This is a genomic window from Saccharothrix sp. AJ9571 (assembly GCF_021725495.1).
GTDB lineage: Bacteria > Actinomycetota > Actinomycetes > Mycobacteriales > Pseudonocardiaceae > Amycolatopsis > Amycolatopsis magusensis.
In genome coordinates this window covers 1,497,805-1,518,171 of sequence record NZ_CP091382.1, presented here as the reverse complement: position 1 = coordinate 1,518,171, position 20,367 = coordinate 1,497,805, and the positions used below count along the sequence as shown (strand labels likewise).

Sequence of the window (20,367 nt, the reverse complement as noted above, 5' to 3'; positions counted from 1 at the left end):
GGATTTCACCCGCCCGTACGTGGGGTTCGGCTGCCTGAATGTGGGACTCGGCTACCGGGGTGGCGAGTGCGACTGCTGCAACGCGGGTTTCGGCTGCCCAGGTGCGAGGTTCGCCTGCCTGAACGTGGCGTTCGGGTGCGCGAACGTGGAGTTCGGGTGCCTGAACGTGGGACTCGGGCGCCTGAACGTGGGGTTCGGGTGCGTGAGTGTGGGACTCGGGTGCCGGAACGTGGGGTTAGGGGGTGATGCCGGTGCAGGGGCGGGTTCGTAGGGCTTCTACGTAGTCGGCGGGGGCGGAGGCGGCTTCGGCGGCATCGGCCAGTGCGCCCAGGTAGCGGGCCGAGGGCAGGCCGCCTTCGTAGGCGTCCAGCACGTACAGCCAGGCCAGCACCGAGCCTTCGAGCGTCTGCACCCGCAGCCGGATCTTGTTGTGCATGCCCAGCTCACCGCCTTCCCAGCGGTCCAGGTGCGCCTCGTCCTGGGGGAGCACGTCGTAGAGCACCACGAACACCCGCGAGCCGGGGGACTCGACGATCGTGGCGAGCGCACCTTCCCAGCCGATGTCCTCGCCACCGAAGGTCAGCCGCCAGCCTTCGAGCCAGCCGGTTCCCGCCATCGGCGAGTGCGGCGCACGCTGCATCATCTGGGCGGGATCCATGTTGGATCCGTACGCGGCATACAAGGGCACGGCGACAGCCTAGCGACCTTCACCCGCCGAAGTGGACGCACTCCGCGTGTCCGGCCACTCGACCGGACGAACGGTCCTCCGCGTACGGTGAGTTCGAGCCGGCTACCCACGGCGCGAAGAGGAGGAGAGCACAGGTGACCAGGATCGTCATCATGGGCGGCGGACCCGCGGGCTACGAGGCCGCGTTGGTGGCCGCGCAGCACGGGGCGAACGTGACCGTGGTCGAGCGCGATGGCCTGGGCGGCGCCTGCGTGCTCTACGACTGCGTCCCGTCCAAGACCTTCATCGCCTCCTCCGGCGCCCGCGCCAGCCTGCACGGGCTGCACGAACTCGGCATCGCCACCGACCTCGCCGACACCAGCGTCGACCTGCACACCGTGCACGGCCGCGTCCGCGGCCTCGCGCTCGCCCAATCGGCTGATATTCGCGCCAGGGTGCAGCGCGAGGGCGTCCGGGTGATCACCGGCACCGCCCGCTTCTGCGACGAGGAGCCCGGCCTCGCCTCCCACAAGGTCGCCGTCACCCCCGAGAACGGCGAGACCGAAGTGCTCGACGCCGACGCGGTGCTCATCGCCACCGGCGCCACCCCGCGCGTGCTGCCGGGCGCGGTGCCCGACGGCGAGCGCATCCTCGACTGGCGCCAGCTCTACGACCTGCCCGAACTGCCGGAGCACCTGGCGGTGATCGGCTCGGGTGTCACCGGTGCCGAGTTCGCCTCCGCCTACACCGAGATGGGCGTCAAGGTCACCGTGGTCTCCAGCCGCGACCGGGTCCTCCCGCACGAGGACGCCGACGCCGCGGCCGTGCTCGAGGAGGTCTTCTCCCACCGCGGCACCACCGTGGTCAAACACGCCAGGGCCGACCGGGTCGAGCGCACCGGCGACGGGGTCGAGGTGCACCTCGCCGACGGCCGGGTGATCGAGGCCAGCCACGCGCTGATGACCGTCGGCTCCGTCCCGAACACCACCGACATCGGCCTGGAGACCGTCGGCATCGAGCCGGGCCCCGGCGGCTTCATCACCGTGGACCGCGTCTCCCGCACCAACATCTCCGGCATCTACGCGGCGGGCGACTGCACCGGCGTGCTCATGCTCGCCTCGGTGGCCAGCATGCAGGGCCGGATCGCGATGTGGCACGCGCTCGGCGAGGGCGTCGCGCCGATCAAGCTCAAGACCGTCGCGGCGAACGTGTTCACCCACCCGGAGATCGCCACGGTCGGCATCAGCCAGCAGGCGATCGACTCCGGCGAGGTGCCTGCCCGCACGATCATGCTGCCGCTGGCCACCAACGCCCGCGCCAAGATGGAGGGCCTGCGCCGCGGTTTCGTGAAGCTGTTCTGCCGCCCGGCGACCGGGGTGGTGGTCGGCGGGGTGGTGGTCGCGCCGACGGCGAGCGAGCTGATCCTGCCCATCGCGCTGGCGGTGCAGAACCAGCTCACCGTGGAGCACCTCGCGCTGACCTTCTCGGTGTACCCGTCGCTGTCCGGCTCGATCACCGAGGCCGGTCGTCAGCTCATGCGTCACGACGACCTGGACTGAAGTACACGAGCACGTAAAGAAAGGGCCGCCGGGGTTGACTTCCGGCGGCCCTTTTGTTTGTCAACCAAAACGATTGTTTTGTTATACCCGGCCGCGGGAATACATTTGTTTCCCGATCGCTGTGCCGGTGTGCTACAAAATGCGGTCGAAGGGAGCACGCCCGGATGACCATTCGTGATTCACCGTGGCCACGCGGCATGCCGTGCTGGGTCGACCTGATGATTTCCGATCTGGCAATGGCCAGGAAATTCTACGGACAGTTGTTCGGCTGGGAGTTCGAAGAGCGGGACGGCCGGTTGCGCTGCACGATCGGCGGACGCGAGGTCTCCGGAATCGGTGAACGAACCGGTCCGGACACCGCCGCGGTGTGGACCACCTACTTCGCCGTACCCGATCTGGACGCCACCCTGAACGCCATCGCCGAAGCGGGCGGGCGGATCTTCCGGCCCGCGACCGGGGTCGGCGAAGACTGCCGGTTCGCCGTGGTGGCCGATCCGGGCGGGGCGGTGTTCGGCCTCTGGCAGGCCGGGGCGCGGATCGGCGCCGAGGTCACCGACGAGCCGGGTGCGCTGGTGTGGAACGAGTGCTTCACCGCGGACTTCGCCGCCGCCGAGGCGTTCTACACCGGGATCTTCGGCTACGAACCGGCGGACCTGTCCGCGCCCGGGTTCAGCTACACCGCGCTCACCCTGGGCGGGGAGGCGGTCGGCGGGCTGGCGGAACTGCCGCCCGACGTGCCGGGCGAGGTGCCCGCGCACTGGGTGACCTACTTCGCCGTGGCCGACGCGGACGCGAGCGCCGACCTGGTGCGCGAACTCGGCGGCAGTGTGCTGAACCCGCCGTCCGACTCACCGGACGGCAGGCTGGCCGCGGTCACCGACAACCAGGGCGTGTCGTTCTGCCTGGTCGGCCCCCGCGGCTCGTGAGCGCGGGGGCCGGCCGGGCCACCGGTCAGTCGACCCAGTCGAAGGTCTTGGTGACCGCCTTCTTCCAGTTCTTGAACTGGGCCTCCCGGGTATCGGCGTCCAGCTCGGGGGTCCACTCCTTGTCCTTGGCCCAGTTGTTGCGGATGTCGTCCTCGCTCTTCCAGAACCCGACGGCGAGCCCGGCCGCGTAGGCGGCGCCGAGCGCGGTGGTCTCGTTCACCACCGGCCGGATCACCGGCACACCGAGGATGTCGGCCTGGAACTGCATGAGCAGCTCGTTGACCACCATGCCGCCGTCCACCTTCAGCGAGGTCAGCGCCACCCCGGAGTCGGCGTTCATCGCGTCGATCACCTCGCGGGTCTGGAACGCCGTGGCCTCCAGCACCGCCCGCGCCAGGTGGCCCTTGTTCACGAACCGGGTGAGGCCGACGATCGCGCCGCGGGCGTCGGAGCGCCAGTACGGCGCGAACAGGCCGGAGAACGCGGGCACGAAGTAGGCGCCGCCGTTGTCCTCGACCTTGCGCGCGTGCTCCTCGATCTCCGCGGCCGTGCCGATCATGCCCAGGTTGTCCCGCAGCCACTGCACCAGCGAGCCGGTGACCGCGATGGAGCCTTCCAGCGCGTAGACCGTGTCGTTCGAGCCGATCTTGTAGCAGACCGTGGTGAGCAGGCCGTTCTCCGAGAGCACCTTCTCGGTACCGGTGTTCAGCAGCACGAAGTTGCCGGTGCCGTAGGTGTTCTTCGCCTCGCCGGGGGACAGGCAGGCCTGCCCGAAGGTGGCCGCCTGCTGGTCGCCGAGGATGCCGGCGATCGGCACCCCGGCCAGCGCGCCGCGCTCGCGGACCTTGCCGAACTCCTCGGAGGACGACCGGATCTCCGGCAGCATGGACAGCGGGATGCCCATGTCCTCGGCGATCGAGGCGTCCCACTGGAGGGTGTCCAGGTCCATCAGCAGGGTGCGCGAGGCGTTGGTCGGGTCGGTGGCGTGCACCCCGCCCTGCGTGCCGCCGGTCATGTTCCACAGCACCCAGGTGTCCATGTTGCCGAAGAGCAGGTCACCGGCTTCGGCGCGCTCGCGGGCACCGTCCACATTGTCCAGGATCCACTTGATCTTCGGCCCGGAGAAGTAGGTGGCCAGCGGCAGGCCGGTCTTCTCGCGGTAGCGCTCCTGGCCGCCGCCGAGCCCGCCGAGCTCGGTGACGATCTTGTCGGTCCTGGTGTCCTGCCAGACGATCGCGTTGTACACCGGCTTGCCGGTTTTGCGGTCCCAGACCAGCGTGGTCTCGCGCTGGTTGGTGATGCCGACCGCGACGATGTCGGCCGCGGTGATGTCCGCCTTGGCCAGTGCCCCGGCGGCCACCGCGCGGGTGTTCTCCCAGATCTCCTCGGCGTTGTGCTCGACCCAGCCCGCCCGCGGGAAGATCTGCTCGTGCTCGCGCTGGTCCACCGCGACCGAGCGGCCGGTGTGGTCGAAGATCATCATCCGGGTGGACGTGGTGCCCTGGTCGATCGCGGCGACGTAGGAAGTCATTTCGCTTCAACTCTCCCTAGCAGAGGTCTTGGTCAGGCGGGCGTCGGCAGCACGAGGAACAGTAGGGCCGCGAGCGCCCCGCCGACCAGCGGGCCGAGCACCGGGACCCAGGAGTAACCCCAGTTCGGGTTGGCCTTGCTGCGGATCGGCAGCAGGAAGGCGTAGGCGATGCGCGGGCCGAGGTCGCGGGCCGGGTTGATGGCGTAGCCGGTCGGGCCGCCGAGCGAGGTGCCGATCACCAGCACCACGAAGGCGACGCCGGCGTAGCCCAGTGCCGAGTTGCCGAATTCCGGCACCCCGGCCTCGCCCGCCTTGACCACCGGGCTGAGCAGGATCCAGGCCACCAGCACGAAGGTGCCGATGATCTCGGTGACCAGGTTCCACACCCGGTGCGGGATCTGCGGGGCGGTGGCGAAGATGCCGAGCGTGTTCTCCGGCTCGGGGTGGTCGTCGAACTGCAGTTTGTAGGTGGCCCAGCAGAGCACCGCGCCGATGATCGCACCGAGCATCTGCGCGAGGAAGTAGATCGGCACGTTCGCCCACTCGGTCTTGCCCGCGATGGCGAGGCCGAGGGTGACCGCGGGGTTGAGGTGCGCGCCGCTCGGGGCGGCCAGGCTGGCACCGGTGAACACCGCGAAGGCCCAGCCGATGGTCACGAACAGGAAACCGGCGTTGTTCCCGTTGTTCTTGCGGAGGACGTGGTTGGCCACGACCCCGTTGCCGAGCAGGATCAGCACCGCCGTGCCGATCAGCTCCCAGATGAAGATTTCCCCAGCTGCCATTCTCGTCCCTCCACAACGGACACTTCGCGCGCAGGGTCGATCACGGCGTGCCACGGCGCCGTTGCCGACCCACGATCATGGGAACGCTACTAGTTGGTAGTCGAACCTTCCAGGCACGAACGTCAGCAAATTTTCACTGTCCGGTCATTGCCGGAGAGCCCGCCTCGAAAGACTCGTCAATCACACTGGGGCGCTCGCCGGGATGCGGGGGCCGTGGGACGTGACATGCTGGATGGCGAGCATGTCGAGGAGGATGCGGTGACCGATTCTGCACGCGGGGCGGGCCAGGCCGAACTGGGGCCGCGGACCCGTGAGGACTCATGGCGGCGGCTGGGCGGCGAAAGCTTCGACCTGGTCGTCATCGGCGGTGGCGTGGTCGGCGCGGGCGTGGCGCTCGACGCGGCGACCCGGGGCCTGCGGGTGGCGCTGGTCGAGGCCAGGGATCTCGCCTCGGGGACGTCGAGCCGGTCCAGCAAGCTGTTCCACGGCGGTTTGCGTTACCTCGAACAGCTGGAATTCGGCCTGGTGCGCGAGGCGCTGCGCGAGCGCGAGCTGATGCTCACGCGGCTCGCCCCGCACCTGGTGAAGCCGGTGAGTTTCCTGTACCCGCTGACCAGGCGCGTCTGGGAGCGGCCGTACACCGCGGCCGGGCTGTTCATGTACGACACCATGGGCGGCGCGCGGTCGGTGCCCGGCCAGAAGCACCTGTCCAGGGCTGGTGCCCTGCGCATGGTGCCCGCGCTCAAGCGGGACGCGCTGATCGGTGGCATCCGCTACTACGACGCGCAGGCCGATGACGCCCGCCACACCATGACGGTGGCGCGCACGGCAGCGCACTACGGCGCCGTGGTCCGGAACTCCACCCAGGTGGTGCGCTTCCTGCGTGAGGCCGACCGGATCTCCGGCGTGCGCGTGCGCGATGTGGAGGACGGCCGCGAGACCGACATCCAGGCCAGCGCGGTGATCAACTGCACCGGTGTGTGGACCGACGAGCTGCAGCGCCTGTCCGGCAGCCGCGGCCGGTTCCGCGTTCGCGCCAGCAAGGGCGTGCACATCGTGGTGCCGCGTGACCGGATCGTCTCGGAATCGGGCATGATCCTGCGCACCGAGAAGTCCGTGTTGTTCGTCATCCCGTGGCGCAACCACTGGATCGTGGGCACCACCGACACCGACTGGAACCTGGACCTCGCGCACCCGTCGGCCACCAAGCACGACATCGACTACCTGCTCGAACACGTCAACACCGTGCTCGCGACGCCGCTCACGCACGACGACATCGAGGGCGTCTACGCCGGGCTGCGGCCGTTGCTGGCGGGCGAGAGCGAGGAGACCTCGAAGCTGTCGCGCGAGCACGCCGTCGCGCGGGTGGCGCCGGGGCTGGTCGCGATCGCCGGCGGCAAGTACACCACCTACCGGGTGATGGCCGCCGACGCCGTCGACGCGGCGGCGGTCGACCTGCCGGGCCGCCCGCAGCCGTCGATCACCGACAAGGTGCCGCTGCTCGGCGCGGACGGCTACCACGCGCTGGTGAACCAGGCGGATCACCTGGCCGCGCAGCACGGGCTGCACCCGTACCGCGTGCGGCACCTGCTCGACCGCTACGGCTCGCTGGTGCACGAGGTGCTCGCGCTCGGCGAAGGGCGTCCTGAGCTGCTCAAACCGCTGGAAGCCGCGCCCGACTACCTCGGGGTGGAGGCGGTGTACGCGGTCAGCCACGAGGGCGCGCTGCACCTGGAAGACGTGCTCGCCCGGCGCACGCGCATCTCGATCGAGTACCCGCACCGCGGGGTGGACTGCGCGCGGCAGGTGGCCCGGCTGATGGGCGAGGTGCTCGGCTGGAGCGAGGCGGAGACCGCGCGCGAGGTCGAGGTGTACAACGCGCGGGTCGAGGCCGAACGGGACTCGCAGTCGCAGCCGAACGACGAAGCCGCCGACGAACGCCGGAACGCCGCGCCGGAAGCCCGCTCGAAGCTCACCGAACCGGTCAGCTGAGCCAGCCCCAATGCTATGAGTGGGGCATTACTACCATTCAATGCTAGTAATGCCCCACTCATAGCAATCGCTTCCGGTCCAGTTTGCCGATGTGGGTTAGTGGCAGGGTCTCGGCGAAGTCGACGGTCGCCGGGACGAAGTGCGAACCGTGGAGTTCGGCGAGGACGTGTGCTCGCAGGTCGTCGGCGCTGACGGTGCCATCGGGGACCACGACCGCGTGGACCACGGCACCGTCCGGAGTGGACCGGCCGACGACGGCTGCTTCGCGGACGCGCGGGTGGGTGAGCAGGGCGTTCTCGACGCGCACCGGGTGCACCTTGGTGCCGTGTTCGCCGGTGATGATCACGTCGTCCGCGCGGCCGTGCAGGTACAGGTAGCCGTCGTCGTCGAAGTGGCCGAGGTCGCCGGTGCGCAGCCAGTCTTCCTCGAACGGCTCGTGCAGATATCCGTCCATCAAGGACAGTCCCTGCACCAGCACCTCGCCGTGGTCGTCGATGCGGGCGCTCATGCCCGGCACGATCCGGCCGACCGACGCGAGCCGGGCCGGGTGCCCTTCGTACTCGGCGGCGGTGATGCTGGCGATCATCGGCGCTTCGGTCAAGCCGTAGCCCTGGCCGACGATCGGGCCGAACACCGCCAGCGCCTGCTCCAGCCGGTGCACCGGCAGCGGGCTGGCGCCGAACGAGACCGCGCGCAGCGAGCTGAGGTCTGCTTCGGCGAGCGCGGGGTGGTCGAGCAGCGCACCGAGCCGCGCCGGGGTGAGGCTGAACCGGGTGATCCGGTCGGCGGTCAGCGCCTCGATCACCGCGCCCGGCTCGAAACCCTCGTGCAGCACCACGGTGTCCCCGCAGAGCAGCGCGCCGAGCACCGCGGCGTTGCCGGTCAGGTGCGAAACCGGCGCGACCACCAGTATCCGGTTCGGGCCCGCCGGATCGGGGTGGAAGACGTGGACCATGCCCTCGTAGGTGCCGGAGTGCCGGATCAGCTTCGGCGCACCGGTGGTGCCGCCCGAGGTGAACACGGTCTCGGCGCGCTCGGGCACGGTGATCTCCACCGGTTCCGCGTCGAGCCCGGCGGGGTCCACCAGCACGGCACCGGCGGCGTCGAGCGCGGACCGGCGATCCGATGGCGCGGCGGAAGCGGCGATCAGCAGCACCCGTGCCCCACGCAGTTGCGCGGCGAGCTGGGCGAGGACGGCGTCGGGGTGGTTGCCCGCGGAGATCGCGACCGTCTTGCCGGTCAGCGGGGGCAACGCGGCATACATGCGCCGCAGGCGGCGACCGGCGTCGGCGTAGGTCCAGTCCACAGAGGAATGACGAAAAGCCACCCGGTCCGCGTACTCGTCGAAGACCTCGAGCACGCGGCTGAGGAAGAAGCTCACTCGGCTTCCTTGGTCCACACCAGGTCCTTCTCCCCGGCGGTGGGCACCACGGCCGCACCGATCAGCGTGAACCCGCACCGCCGCGCGATCTTCTCCGACGCCTTGTTCGTCTCGGCGTGCCGGTATTCGACCGATTTCAGGTCCAGCGCCCCGAAACCGAAGCGCAGCGCCGCGCCGACGGCCAGCGTGCCGATGCCCTGCCCGCGCCCGCGCGGGTGCACCCAGATCGCCGCCTCCGCGGTACCCGCCTCCAGGTCGACCCGCTTCAGCCCGACCTCACCGAGCAGGTCACCGGTGGTCGGCTCGGCGATGGCCCAGGAACACCGGGTGCCCTCGGCCCACTCCCGCGCGCGCCGCGCCACGTACTCCCCGGCGGCTTCGAGGGTTTGCAGCCGGTAGTTCGGCACGAACCGGCGGTGCACCGGATCCTCGAACGCTTCGACCAGCGTCGGGCGGTCGTCCAGCCGGTCGTCGGCGCGCAACTGCCGCAGGTAGTACGCGCCCGCGTTGATCTCCACCGGTTCCACGCGACGAAGATACCCGCCGGTTCAGCTGAGCAATCCCCGCCGGTACGCCTCGCCGACGGCCGCCGCGCGGTCGCGGACCTCGAGCTTGGCGTAGATGTGCAGCAGGTGCGTCTTGATGCTGGCCTCGCTGATGAACAGCTTCGCCGCGGCCATCCGGTTCGTGGCGCCGTCGGCGACCAGTTCGAGCACCTCCATCTCGCGCTTGGTCAGCGTGTTCTTCGGCGCGGGCTGACGCATCTGGCCGAGCAGTTTCACCGCCACCGCGGGGGAAAGCACCGATTCGCCCTTGGCGGCGGCCCGCACCGCGCGCAGCAGTTCGGCGGTGGGCGCGTCCTTGAGCAGGTAGCCGGTGGCCCCGGCTTCTATCGCGGGCAGCACGTCGGACTCCGAGTCGAACGTGGTCAGCACCAGCACTTTGGAGTTCGGCGCGACCTCGCGCAGTTCGCGGATCGCGGCGACGCCGTCCATGCGCGGCATGCGCAGGTCCATCAGCACCACGTCCGGCGCCAGCGCCCCGGCCAGCACCAGCGCCTCGGCGCCGTCCGCGGCCTCACCGGCGATCTCCAGGTCGGTTTCGCCGACGAACGCGCCCCGCAGGCCGTCGCGGACGATCGGGTGGTCGTCGACCAGCAGCAGCCTGATCATGAGGGTTCTCCGTTCGCCGTGGTGATGGCCGGTAGCTGGGCGTTGATCGTGGTGCCTTCCCCCGGGGTGCTTTCGATGGCGAGCGTGCCGGCGACCCGCTGCACGCGCTGGCGCATCCCGGACAGCCCGAAGCCCTCGCAGGCCGCGGGCATGCCGTTGGCCGCCGGGGTGAAGCCGATGCCGTCGTCCCGCACGTCGAGCATCACCAGTCCATCCACATAGGACAGAGTGATCGCCACGCGGCTGGGTTTCGCGTGCTTCCCGGCGTTGGTCAGCGCTTCCTGCGCGACGCGGTAGAGGGTGACCTCCAGATCGGGCAGCAAGGGCCGTGGATCACCGGTGACCTCGACCTGGACCGGCACCCCGGAGGTGTCGGTCCAGGTGCGGCCGAGTTCGGCCATCGCGTCGGGCAGGCGTGAATCGGCGAGGCGTTCCGGGCGCAGCGCGCGGACCGAACGCCGTGCTTCGGTCAGGTTCTCCCTGGCCAGCGCGTGCACGTTGGCCAGGTGCCGCTGCCGTCGTTCGAGGTCGGTGCCGCTGCGTTCGGCGGCCTGGAGCTGGGTGATGATGCCCGCCAGGCCCTGGGCGATGGTGTCGTGGATCTCGCCGGCCATGCGCTGGCGCTCGTCGAGCACGCCGGCTTCCCTGGCCTGGCTGAGCAACTGGGCGTGCAGGCCGGCGTTCTCCTCCAGTGCCGCCTCCAGCTTCGCGTTGGCCTCCTCCAGTTGGGAGTTGGAGCGACGGTGTTTCTCGCTCTCCGAACCGACCACCCAGCCCGCGTAGAGCAGGGGCGCGGCCACCGAGAGCAGGGTGAGCCAGGTCGGCGCGTCCGTGCCACCGCGCGCGACCATCGGCAGGATCGCCGTCGCCGCCACGCCGAAGAAGCTCATCCTCGGCGTGAGCAGGCCGAATGCCAGCGGGTAACCGACCGAGGCGAACACGCCGAACCCGTCGCCGCGCGTGCTCAGCGCGGTGGCCAGCGCGAGGAAGCCCAGGTAGTAGGCGACCACCAGCGCCGGATTCGAGGAGCGGCGCGGGAACACCCAGATCACCTGCGGCATCCACAACGCGGCCACGGCGATCAGCACGACCGTGCTGGGCGAACCGGTCGCGTCGGCGGCGGTGAGCGCGTCCCACACCGACGAGATCGCCAACCCGGCCATGCTGACCCCGGCGAACACGCAGCCCGCGCGGCGCTCGCCGCGGCGGTCCAGCGTGGTGGGCAGCACTCCGGCCAACACCCTCACCTCCCGTTTCCCGCGATTCATCATCGCAGCGGAAAACTGGGTGAAAGGTCGGCGATCCAGCCATCCTTCCTCCACCGATCGGTGGATGCCCTACCTCTGACCACGGGAGAACCCGCCCGCCAGCAGGGCGGCGGCCGCGGGGAGCAGGAACACCGGCCAGAAGCCGCGGGCCACGGTGAAGAACAGCACCAGGGCGATGACCGCGGCGATCGGCACCGCCTTCGAGGCCAGCGCCTGCCCCGGGGTGAGCCGCGGGGCAGGGCCGGTGATCGACGGGGTGAACAGCTCACGGCTGAGCACGCTCGGGTGCGGCGCGGGGAGATCCGCGAACAGCGGTTCGAGCTCCCCGCGCCGGGTGGCCACGGTGGCCTTGGCCGAGCGGTCGGCGTACTCGTCGACGTCGAGCCTGCCGGTGCGGACGTGCTCCTCGAGCGCGTCCAGCGCCTCCTGGCGCTCCGCGTTGCTCAGCCGCATCTCACCCGGGTTGTCACCCATGAGTGAAGTCTACGGCTGCGCCCCCTTAGTCCTTGATTTCCAGGAGGGCGGTGCCCTGCGACACCGCGGCGCCGACCTCGGCGGTCAGGCCGGTGACCGTGCCCGACTTGTGCGCGGTGACCGGGTTCTCCATCTTCATCGCTTCCAGCACCACGATCAGCTCACCCGCCTCGACCTGCTGGCCCTCTTCGACGGCGACCTTGACGATGGTGCCCTGCATGGGGGCGGTCACCGCGTCGCCGCTGACCGCGGTCTTGCCGCCACCGCTGCGCTTGCGCGGCTTGGCCTTCGCCACCGGACCGGCGCCGCCACCACCGCCGAGCGCCAGGTTGCCGGGCAGGCTGACCTCCAGCCGCCGTCCGCCGACCTCGACCACCACGTTCTGCCGCGGCTGCTCGTCCTCGTCGACCTCGGCGGGCGAGGTGAACGGCTCGATCTGGTTGTCGAACTCGGTCTCGATCCAGCGGGTGTGCACGTGGAACTGCTTGCCGTCGCCGATGAACGCCGGGTCCCGCACGATCGCGCGGTGGAACGGGATCACCGTGGCCAGGCCCTCGGCGACCAGCTCGTCCAGCGCGCGGCGGCTGCGCTCCAGCGCGTTCTCGCGGTCGGAACCGGTGACGATCAGCTTCGCCAGCATCGAGTCGAACTGGCCGCCGATCACGCTGCCGGACTCCACCCCGGAGTCGACCCGGACGCCCGGCCCGCTCGGCGCGGCCCAGGTGGTCACCGTGCCCGGCGCGGGCAGGAAGTTGCGGCCCGCGTCCTCGCCGTTGATGCGGAACTCGATCGAGTGCCCGCGCGGCTCGGGGTCCTCGGTGAACCGCAGCCGCTCACCGCGGGCGATGGCGAACTGCTCGCGGACCAGGTCGATGCCGGTGGTCTCCTCGGAGACCGGGTGCTCGACCTGCAGCCGGGTGTTCACCTCCAGGAAGGAGATGGTGCCGTCGGTGCCGACGAGGTACTCGACCGTGCCGGCGCCGGAGTACTGGGCCTCGGCGCAGATGGCCTTGGCCGAGCTGTGGATGGTGGCGCGCTGCTCGTCGGACAGGAAGGGCGCGGGCGCCTCCTCGACCAGCTTCTGGTGCCGCCGCTGCAGCGAGCAGTCGCGGGTGCCGACCACGATCACGTTGCCGTGCTGGTCGGCGAGGACCTGCGCCTCGACGTGACGCGGCTTGTCGAGGTAGCGCTCCACGAAGCACTCGCCGCGGCCGAACGCCGCCACCGCCTCGCGGGTGGCCGACTCGAACAGCTCGGGGATCTCTTCGAGGGTCCTGGCCACCTTCAGCCCGCGGCCACCACCACCGAAGGCGGCCTTGATCGCCACCGGCAGGCCGTGTTCCTCGGCGAAGGCGATGATCTCGTCGGCACCGGCCACCGGCTCCTTGGTGCCCGGCACCAGCGGCGCACCGGCCTTGAGCGCGATGTGCCGCGCGGTGACCTTGTCGCCGAGGTCGCGGATGGCCTGCGGGCGCGGCCCGATCCAGGTCAGGCCCGCGTCCAGCACGGCCTGGGCGAACTCGGCGTTCTCGGAGAGGAAGCCGTAGCCGGGGTGCACCGAGTCGGCGCCGGCACGGGCGGCGACGTCGAGCAGCTTGTCGATGACGAGGTAGCTCTCCGCGGCGGTGGTCCCGCCGAGTGCGAAGGCTTCGTCGGCGAGGCGCACGTGGGGGGCGTCGCGATCGGGATCGGCGTAGACCGCGACGCTGGCGATGCCGGCGTCCTTGGCCGCTCGGATGACCCGGACCGCGATCTCCCCGCGGTTGGCGACCAGCACCTTCGTCACCGGTCCGCCCTGGCTCGCGCTGGCTGCTTCGGGCACGCCCTACCTCCATGTGTGGCTATCGGCTTCGCCGCAGTTTACGGACTTGGCGTCGAGTTCGTCTTGAGAGGCAAGTCACCCTCACGGGTCAGCTCGTCCATCGGCGGGAAGCGATCCGCGACGGAATTCTCCAGGAAATCCCCGACCCAGCCCTCTGTATCGTGGAAGAAACGAATGGACACGTAATCCGGCCGGGTGCCCATGTCGAACCAGTGCGTGGTCCTGGCGGGCACGCTGAGCAGATCGCCCGCTTCGCACAGCACCGCGTGCACCTTGCCGTCCACGTGCAGGTAGAACACCCCCGAGCCGCGCGCGAAGAAGCGGTCCTCGTCGTCGTCGTGGGTGTGCTCGCTGAGGAACTTCGCCCGCGCCTGCGCCGCGCCGGGGTCGTCCGGGGTGAGCTGCTTGACGTCGACGAAGGTGTAGCCCTCGGTGCGGATGACCTCGTCGACCTCGGCGCGGTAGGCGTCGAGCACCTGTTCCTCGGTCGGCCGCGCGGGCAGGTCCCGGACCGGCCACCGCTCGAACCTGACGCCCAGCTCGCCCAGGACGGCCTTGATCTCCCCGGCGTCCCGCGTGCGCCGGAGCACACCGGCGGGGTCGTCCTCCGCCCAGACGGTCAGCAGGGTCATGATGGCCACCTTTCACCTGTTGTCACTGGGGAGACCCCTCGAATGCACGGTACAAGCGGGTCCTGAAGCGAAGAAGCCATTCGAGGCACTCGATGCGCCCGCGTGCGTGCGCGAGGTCGTCGCCCCAGACGTAGATGCCGTGGCGCGCGACGATCAGCGCCGGGGTGTCGGCGCGGAACCCGGCCTCGAAGGCGTCGCCGAGCACGTCCATGTCCTGGCTGTTCGGCACCACCGGCACGGTCACCAGGTCGTCGTGGGCCCGGCGGCCGAAACCCTTGAGCATCTCCAGGTCACGCAGTTCGACGCCGTCCGGCCAGAACTCGGCCGCCAGCACCGGCGCCATCGCGTGGACGTGCACCACGGCACCCGCCTCGGCCACCTCGGCGATCCGCGCGTGCAGCCCGGCCTCGGCGGAGGGTGCCTGTGCCTGCCCGGGGACGGCCTGGCCGCGGCCGTCGACCTCGACCACGTCTTGTGCGGTCAGCTTGCCCTTGTCCAGCCCACTGGCGGTGACCGCCAAGCGCAGCGGATCGCGGGCGAGGGTGACCGACAGGTTGCCCGAAGTGCCGCGCATCCAGCCCATCGCCTCGTAGCGGGCGGATTCGGCGGCGAGCGCGCGCCCGGCCAGCTCCAGCGGGCTCATTGGGGCCGGATTTCCAGTTCGGCGAACGAGGCGACCGTCCGATGCAGACCGAAGTCGGCCGCGGCGAACGGCTCGCCGGGCCGCGCCAGGCCGACGACCTGCCAGCCCGCGGTTTTCGCCGCGTCCAGTTCCGCCGGGACGTCGGAAAGGAACAGGATCTCCGACGGCAGCGGGTCGCCCAGCCCGTGCGCGATGGCGTGGTAGGACGCGGCTTCGCGTTTCGGGCCCGCGTTCACCGTGTCGAAGTGGTGGCGGAAGAACGGGCGCAGGTCGCCTTCGGTGGTGTTCGAGAAGGAAGCGATCTGCCCGGCCACCGAACCCGAGGAGAACACGGCCAGTGAAAGGCCGCTCGAGCGCCACGATTCGAGCGCCGGAACCACGTCGGGAAAGTATTCCGAGGTCAATTCCCCGCGGGCGTAACCCTGTTCCCAGATCAGGCCCTGCAGCGTTTTGAGTGGTGCGGCTTTCTTGTCCGCGTCCATCCAGGAATGCAGTACGCGGACGATTTCCCCGGTACCGGCGTCGGCGGCCAGTCCGCCTTCGGCGCGCACGGCGTCGGCCGCCTCGGTCACCCGCGGGTCCTCGGGGTGCTCGTCGATCCACGGGCCCAGCCGCGGGCGGGCGTAGTCGTAGAGCACCACGTGGACCTGGCTGGTCGGGGTCAGCGTGCCTTCGATGTCGAGGACCACCCAGCGGGTGGTGAGGCGCTCGCTCACGGGTCTCCTTGCTCGTAGTAGTCGTGCAGTCGTGCCGGGGCCAGTGCACCACGGTCGGTGACCACTGTCGTGACGAATTCGGGCGGGGTGACGTCGAAGGCCGGGTACAGCCCGCGCACCCGGGTGCTCGCGGTCCGCCGCCCGAGCGTGTGCAGCACGTCATCGCCGTCGCGGTATTCGATGGGCACGTCGGCGGCGGTCGGCGCGTCGAGGTCGGGTGCCTGCACCTGGGCGTGGAACGGCACACCGAACGCCTTCGCCGCCACCGCCAGCCCGAGCGTGCCGATCTTGTTGACCACGTGCCCGTCCATGCTGACCCGGTCCGCCGCGGTGACCAGCGCGTCCACCAGGCCCTGGCTGAACAGTGAGGCACCCATGCCGTCGGTGACCAGGGTGGTCGGCACGCCCATCTCGGCCAGCGTTTCGGCGGTCAGCCGGGCACCCTGGAGGTACGGCCGGGTTTCGGTGCAGAAGAAGCTGAGTTCCTTGCCGCGCCGCTGGGCCGCGGCGACGGTCTCGGTCAGGTAGAGGTCGGCCCAGCAGTGGGTGAGCACCCTGGCGCCGTCCGGTAGCAGGCCCACTGTGTACTCCCCGAGCGCACGGCTACGGGCGCGGTACAGCTCGTCGCCCGCCCGCGCGCCCTTCAGCGCCGCCGTCACCAGGTCCTCGTCCGAGGTGTCCACTTCGGACAGGACGAGCCGCACGGCCTTGCCGAGGTGGTTGTTCGTCGACCGGCTGGCGATGATCCGGTCACCGGCGGCCCTCAGCGCGGCCCGTGCCTCGTCCCGGGGCAGCGACGCGGCCGACCGCGCGGCGAGCACCATGCCCCAGAGCGCGGCGAAGTACGGGCCGGAGGACTGCGTGACCATGTCCTCGATGGCCTCGGCCACCTCCTCGACCGTGCGGCAGCGCACCCACACCCGTTCGAACGGGAACACCCGCCGGTCCAGGATGTGCACGCCGTCGTCGGCCAGGCGCACGCTGTCGGCCAGGATCGGGGTGGCCATCAGCTGTACCCGGTGATCGGCGGGAACTCGCCGTCGAGCAGGTGCCTGCCCACCTCGGTGGCCTTGTAGACGACCGGATCGTGCAGGGTCAGCGTGCGGGCGTTGCGCCAGAAGCGGTCCAGGCCGTACTTGGCGCCGGTGGCCCGGGCGCCGGTCAGCTCGAACACCCGGTTCGCGATCTCCAGTGACACCTCGGTGGTCACCACCTTCGCCTTGGACAGCAGAATGCCGAGCTCACCGCGCTTGTGCCCGTCGATCTCGCGGGCGGCGTCGTCGAAGGCCGCGGCGGCGGCATCGACCAGCAGTTCCGCCGCGGTCAGCCGGGACGCCAGGGTGCCGTACGCGGCCAGCACGTGCGGGTCCTCGGCTGCTCTGTCCACACCGGACAGTGGCCAGGCGCGCGAGCTTTCGGTGGTGTAACGGGCACCTTCGGCCAGCGCGCCACCGGCTATCCCCACCTGAACCTGGGCAAGCAACAGCTGGAAGCCCAGTGGTGCCAGGGAATCCCGCCATTGCCCGGGGTCCCCGTCGGCGGGCTGCGTACCGAGGATTTCGCTTTCCGGCACGAAGACGCCGGTGAATTCGACACCGCCACTGGCCGACAGGCGCTGCCCGAGGTTGTTCCAGTCACCGAGGAACCGGACGCCGTCGGTGCGCGCGGGCAGGGTGAAGGTGGTCTTCCGGCCGGAGTCGGCCGAGGTGCCGCTGACGATCAGGTGGTCGGCCACCGAAGCGCCGGTGGCGAAGAACTTCTTGCCGTGCACGGTGAAGCCGCCGTCGGCGGGCCGCAGTTCGAGTGCCGCGTCCCGGGGATTGCTGACCCCCGCCCAGAACCAGTTGCCCGCCGCGCTGTCGCGTTCGAGCCGTTCCGCGATCGGGTTGTCGAAGAGCCTGGTGCGCCAGAGCTGGAAGTAGTGGTAGCCGAGCAGGTGCCCGAGCGAGCCGTCCGCCGCGGCGATCCGGCGGATCACCCGGTGTGCCAGCGCCCAGTCACCGCCCGCGCCGCCGGATTCGGCGGGGATGAGCAGGCGCAGCAGGCCGGACTCCCGCAGCAGTTCGATCTCGGCGTGCGGCTCCGCGCCGCGCTCTTCCCGGGCGACAGCGTCCTCGCGCAGCTTCTCGGCGACCTCCGCGGCCACCGCGAGCCAGTCACTCATCGGCACTCCCCATCTCGATCGACTGCCGGGAGTTCACAGGCTAGAGCGGGAATGAGCTGCTGGAGTGGCACTTCCCGGGTAGTGGGAAGTGCCACTTCAGCTCAGATCCAGGCTCACCCGATCCGGTGAGTGGCCGGGATCTCGAGGTCGAGGTAGGCCACGTCGAACGGTTGCGCCGCGTGGAGCTTGTCGAGCTTGTCGGTGCGCATCAGCACCCAGGACTGCTGGTCGCCGCAGCAGTTGACCAGCCGGTCGAGGGCGGAGTACGCGAGCAGGGCCGTGCGGCCGTCCGGGGTGCGGCGCAACTCGACGAGCGCCTCGGTTTCGGACGCGTACCTGGGCCCGGTCGGCAGGTACACGGCGGGCGGGAATCCCTGTGTCTGCTTGAGCATGGTCACCGTCACGATTAGAGCAGATCCGGATACGGGGAGCGACGCCGACTCCCGCCTTCCCAGCCGTCGAGAGCGGGTTGTCCTAGTCTGCGAAGGCGGGGAGAGGAGGGGTCGTGACTGGTCCGAAACCGGCACCGTCGATCGTGGTCACGGCGGTGCTCGCGGTGCTGGTCACCGCGGGTGCGCTGGTGACGGCGGTGCTGCTGCGCCCGGACGCGCCGGACGTGGCCGCGCCGGGTGCCGGTGGGGAGTCGTCCACGGCGGGCGTGGCTTCGGAATGCGGGCCGCAGGCGTGCCAGGTGCTCGTCCGCCAGCCGGTCAAGGGCACCACGGCCGAGTTGCTCGCCGACCCCGAAGGCGGGGCCGCCCACGTGCGGTTCGGCGGGCTGGGCTCGGACTTCGTGCTGGAGAGCGCGCTGGCGCCGATGGAGGTGGCGGTCGGGCAGGACTCGCTGCAGTGCGTGGACGCCGAACTGGCCGCCTGCCTGGTCCAGGGCGACTACCAGGGCGGGGTGCTCGCCGAACTGCTGGTCGCGCCGGGGGACACCTGGCGCCAGTCGGATCGGCTGTACTTCTCCGACGCGGGCCGCGTGCTGCTGGCGCAGGTGGTCGGCGACCCGGCGCCGGAGGTCGTGGTGGTGCGGCACGAATGCGCCTCGGCGGCACCGGCCGCGCCGGGGTGCCCGCGCGGGCCGGTGCTGGCCGAGGTGTTCGAGCTGAGCGGGAAGCAGGCGGGCTGCACCAAGCGGTACTCGGCGCCGTCCCAGCTGCGGGGCTGGCCGGACGTCCGGCTCGGCCCCGCCGACCTGCGTCCCTGCCCGGCCTCGTGACCGCCGATCAGGCGGGCGCGGGTTCCGGGGTGTGCCGGCGGGTGGGGGAATCGCCGGTGTCGGTGAGCAGCGGCGGCGTGCTCGGGGTGTTGAGCACCTCGTCGTCGAGCAGGCCTTCGCCGCGGGCGACGATGGTCGGCACCACGATCTGCCCGGCCACGTTGGTCGCCGTGCGCGCCATGTCCATGATCGGGTTCACCGAGTAGATCAGCGCGAGGCCCAGCGCCACCTGCTGCGGGGCCAGCCCGATCAGGCCGGTGGTCAGGGTCAGCGCGGTCAGCCAGCCGGTGGTCCCCGCGGTGGCCAGCGCGCCGAAGATCGCCACGAACACGATGCCGACGTACTGCCACACGCTCAGCTGGACCCCGGAGATGTTCGCGATGAAGATCGCGCCGATGGCCGGGAACACCGCCGCGCAACCGTCCATCTTGGTCGCGCTGGCCAGCGGGGTGGCGAAGCTGGCGTACCCGGGGTTGACGCCGAGGTTCACCGCGGACTGGCGGGTCAGCGGCAGGGTCGCGGCCGAGGACTGCGAGACGAAGGCGAACTGGATGGCCGTCCACGCCTTGCCGAAGAACTTGGCTGGCGAGACCTTCGCCACGAAGTGCAGCAGGATCGGGTAGACCACGAAGAGCACCAGTCCGGCGCCGATCCACACCGCGCCGGTGAGCCAGGCGAGCGGGCCGAGCAGCGCGTCGCCGTAGTTGGCCACCGCCGCGCCGATCAGGCCGAGCACGCCGAGCGGCGCGAGCCGGACGATCCAGCCGAGGTAGCGCTGCACGATCTCGAACACGCTGGTGGTCAGGTCCACGAACGGCTTGGCGCGGTCACCGAGGCTGTACGCGGCGGCGCCGAACACGATGGCCAGGAACAGCACCTGCAGCGTCTCGCCCTCGGCGAAGGCGGAGAAGAAGTTCTGCGGCAGCAGGCCTTCGACGAACGCGGTCCACGAGCCGCCGGTCGCGTTGGCCGCGCGCTCGGTGTTCTTCGCGGTGGCCTCCGCGGCGAACCCGCCGCTGCCGGGGTTGACGATCTTGCCGACCGCGATGCCGATCAGCACCGCGATGAACGAGGTGATGGCGAACCAGAGCACCGTCTTGCCGCCGAGCCGGGCCGCGGTCTTGCCGCCGCCGAGGTTCCGCAGGCTGCTGATGCCCACCACGATGGCGGTGAACACCAGCGGGATCACCGCGATCTGCAGCAGGGTGGTGAAAACGCTGCCGATCTGGTCGAGGGTGTCGGTCAGCCACCGGGTTTCGGTGGTCCTGGCCAGCACGCCGAGCAAAACGCCGAGGACGAGTCCGCCGAGCACGGCTCCGGCGAACACCGACGGCTTGTTGTAGGTCCGTACGAAAGACACGGGCTCGCTCCGGTGCGTCAGGTCGTTCGGGGGCCGTCCCCCGAGCAGACAACAGA

At 70.5% G+C, this 20,367-nt stretch carries 20 protein-coding genes; 4 read left to right on the top strand and 16 right to left on the bottom strand.

Annotation, left to right across the window (positions count from 1 at the left end):
* Positions 1 to 235: 235 nt before the first annotated feature.
* Complete coding sequence (locus tag L3Q67_RS06200) at positions 236 to 688, bottom strand: gamma-glutamylcyclotransferase family protein (protein ID WP_499188622.1); 453 nt, start codon at positions 686 to 688, stop codon at positions 236 to 238.
* A gap of 134 nt (positions 689 to 822) precedes the next feature.
* On the opposite strand from L3Q67_RS06200, the gene L3Q67_RS06195 reads away from it, so the two are divergent.
* The gene (locus tag L3Q67_RS06195) at positions 823 to 2,226 is read left to right on the top strand and encodes an NAD(P)H-quinone dehydrogenase (protein ID WP_499188621.1); all 1,404 of its coding nucleotides are present in this window, start codon (positions 823 to 825) and stop codon (positions 2,224 to 2,226) included.
* 164 nt (positions 2,227 to 2,390) lie between these two features.
* On the top strand, positions 2,391 to 3,152 hold the full coding sequence (locus tag L3Q67_RS06190; RefSeq protein WP_499188620.1) for a VOC family protein: 762 nt from the start codon (positions 2,391 to 2,393) through the stop codon (positions 3,150 to 3,152).
* Between the two features lie 25 nt (positions 3,153 to 3,177).
* On the opposite strand, the gene glpK is transcribed toward L3Q67_RS06190, so the two are convergent.
* Together glpK and L3Q67_RS06180 are read right to left on the bottom strand one after the other, a co-directional pair.
* Positions 3,178 to 4,683: an FGGY family carbohydrate kinase gene (gene glpK, locus L3Q67_RS06185; RefSeq protein ID WP_499188619.1), complete on the bottom strand. Its 1,506-nt coding sequence runs from the start codon at positions 4,681 to 4,683 to the stop codon at positions 3,178 to 3,180.
* Between the two features lie 32 nt (positions 4,684 to 4,715).
* Positions 4,716 to 5,465, bottom strand: a complete 750-nt coding sequence (locus tag L3Q67_RS06180; protein ID WP_499188618.1) for an MIP/aquaporin family protein — start codon at positions 5,463 to 5,465, stop codon at positions 4,716 to 4,718.
* A gap of 225 nt (positions 5,466 to 5,690) precedes the next feature.
* On the opposite strand from L3Q67_RS06180, the gene L3Q67_RS06175 reads away from it, so the two are divergent.
* On the top strand, positions 5,691 to 7,457 hold the full coding sequence (locus L3Q67_RS06175; RefSeq protein ID WP_499188617.1) for a glycerol-3-phosphate dehydrogenase/oxidase: 1,767 nt from the start codon (positions 5,691 to 5,693) through the stop codon (positions 7,455 to 7,457).
* 58 nt (positions 7,458 to 7,515) lie between these two features.
* Here L3Q67_RS06175 and L3Q67_RS06170 read toward each other — a convergent pair whose 3' ends face one another.
* The 12 genes from L3Q67_RS06170 to L3Q67_RS06115 form a co-directional block, all read right to left on the bottom strand.
* Positions 7,516 to 8,838 carry a class I adenylate-forming enzyme family protein gene (locus L3Q67_RS06170; protein ID WP_499188616.1) on the bottom strand — a complete coding sequence of 441 codons (1,323 nt, stop codon included), beginning with the start codon at positions 8,836 to 8,838 and terminating at the stop codon, positions 7,516 to 7,518.
* Positions 8,835 to 9,365: a GNAT family N-acetyltransferase gene (locus L3Q67_RS06165; RefSeq protein WP_499188615.1), complete on the bottom strand. Its 531-nt coding sequence runs from the start codon at positions 9,363 to 9,365 to the stop codon at positions 8,835 to 8,837. Before L3Q67_RS06165 ends, L3Q67_RS06170 begins: the two co-directional genes overlap by 4 nt.
* 21 nt (positions 9,366 to 9,386) lie before the next feature.
* Entirely contained in the window at positions 9,387 to 10,010 is a 624-nt protein-coding gene (locus L3Q67_RS06160) for a response regulator (protein WP_209664202.1), read from the bottom strand.
* Positions 10,007 to 11,239: a sensor histidine kinase gene (locus L3Q67_RS06155; protein ID WP_499191444.1), complete on the bottom strand. Its 1,233-nt coding sequence runs from the start codon at positions 11,237 to 11,239 to the stop codon at positions 10,007 to 10,009. The genes L3Q67_RS06160 and L3Q67_RS06155 overlap by 4 nt, the downstream gene beginning before the upstream one ends.
* 108 nt (positions 11,240 to 11,347) lie before the next feature.
* Positions 11,348 to 11,731 carry a DUF1707 SHOCT-like domain-containing protein gene (locus L3Q67_RS06150; RefSeq protein ID WP_209671058.1) on the bottom strand — a complete coding sequence of 128 codons (384 nt, stop codon included), beginning with the start codon at positions 11,729 to 11,731 and terminating at the stop codon, positions 11,348 to 11,350.
* A 46-nt stretch (positions 11,732 to 11,777) separates the two neighbouring features.
* Positions 11,778 to 13,574, bottom strand: a complete 1,797-nt coding sequence (locus tag L3Q67_RS06145) for an acetyl/propionyl/methylcrotonyl-CoA carboxylase subunit alpha (RefSeq protein WP_499188614.1) — start codon at positions 13,572 to 13,574, stop codon at positions 11,778 to 11,780.
* Between the two features lie 38 nt (positions 13,575 to 13,612).
* A complete protein-coding gene (locus L3Q67_RS06140) occupies positions 13,613 to 14,206 on the bottom strand; it encodes a 1,2-dihydroxy-3-keto-5-methylthiopentene dioxygenase (RefSeq protein WP_499188613.1) in 594 nt (197 codons plus the stop codon).
* Between the two features lie 22 nt (positions 14,207 to 14,228).
* Positions 14,229 to 14,849 (bottom strand): class II aldolase/adducin head domain-containing protein, encoded by a 621-nt coding sequence (mtnB, locus tag L3Q67_RS06135; RefSeq protein WP_499188612.1) that lies wholly within the window; start codon positions 14,847 to 14,849, stop codon positions 14,229 to 14,231.
* Positions 14,846 to 15,565 (bottom strand): acireductone synthase, encoded by a 720-nt coding sequence (gene mtnC, locus L3Q67_RS06130; RefSeq protein WP_499188611.1) that lies wholly within the window; start codon positions 15,563 to 15,565, stop codon positions 14,846 to 14,848. The genes mtnB and mtnC overlap by 4 nt, the downstream gene beginning before the upstream one ends.
* Positions 15,562 to 16,572 carry a translation initiation factor eIF-2B alpha/beta/delta subunit family protein gene (locus L3Q67_RS06125; RefSeq protein WP_499188610.1) on the bottom strand — a complete coding sequence of 337 codons (1,011 nt, stop codon included), beginning with the start codon at positions 16,570 to 16,572 and terminating at the stop codon, positions 15,562 to 15,564. Before L3Q67_RS06125 ends, mtnC begins: the two co-directional genes overlap by 4 nt.
* Positions 16,572 to 17,729: an acyl-CoA dehydrogenase family protein gene (locus L3Q67_RS06120; protein WP_499188609.1), complete on the bottom strand. Its 1,158-nt coding sequence runs from the start codon at positions 17,727 to 17,729 to the stop codon at positions 16,572 to 16,574. The genes L3Q67_RS06125 and L3Q67_RS06120 overlap by 1 nt, the downstream gene beginning before the upstream one ends.
* A gap of 113 nt (positions 17,730 to 17,842) precedes the next feature.
* The gene (locus L3Q67_RS06115) at positions 17,843 to 18,133 is read right to left on the bottom strand and encodes an SAV_915 family protein (protein WP_395900327.1); all 291 of its coding nucleotides are present in this window, start codon (positions 18,131 to 18,133) and stop codon (positions 17,843 to 17,845) included.
* Between the two features lie 101 nt (positions 18,134 to 18,234).
* Between L3Q67_RS06115 and L3Q67_RS06110 the strand changes: the two genes are divergently transcribed.
* Positions 18,235 to 18,951 carry a hypothetical protein gene (locus tag L3Q67_RS06110; protein WP_499188608.1) on the top strand — a complete coding sequence of 239 codons (717 nt, stop codon included), beginning with the start codon at positions 18,235 to 18,237 and terminating at the stop codon, positions 18,949 to 18,951.
* A gap of 7 nt (positions 18,952 to 18,958) precedes the next feature.
* Here L3Q67_RS06110 and L3Q67_RS06105 read toward each other — a convergent pair whose 3' ends face one another.
* Positions 18,959 to 20,311 (bottom strand): dicarboxylate/amino acid:cation symporter, encoded by a 1,353-nt coding sequence (locus L3Q67_RS06105; protein WP_499188607.1) that lies wholly within the window; start codon positions 20,309 to 20,311, stop codon positions 18,959 to 18,961.
* Positions 20,312 to 20,367 lie beyond the last annotated feature (56 nt).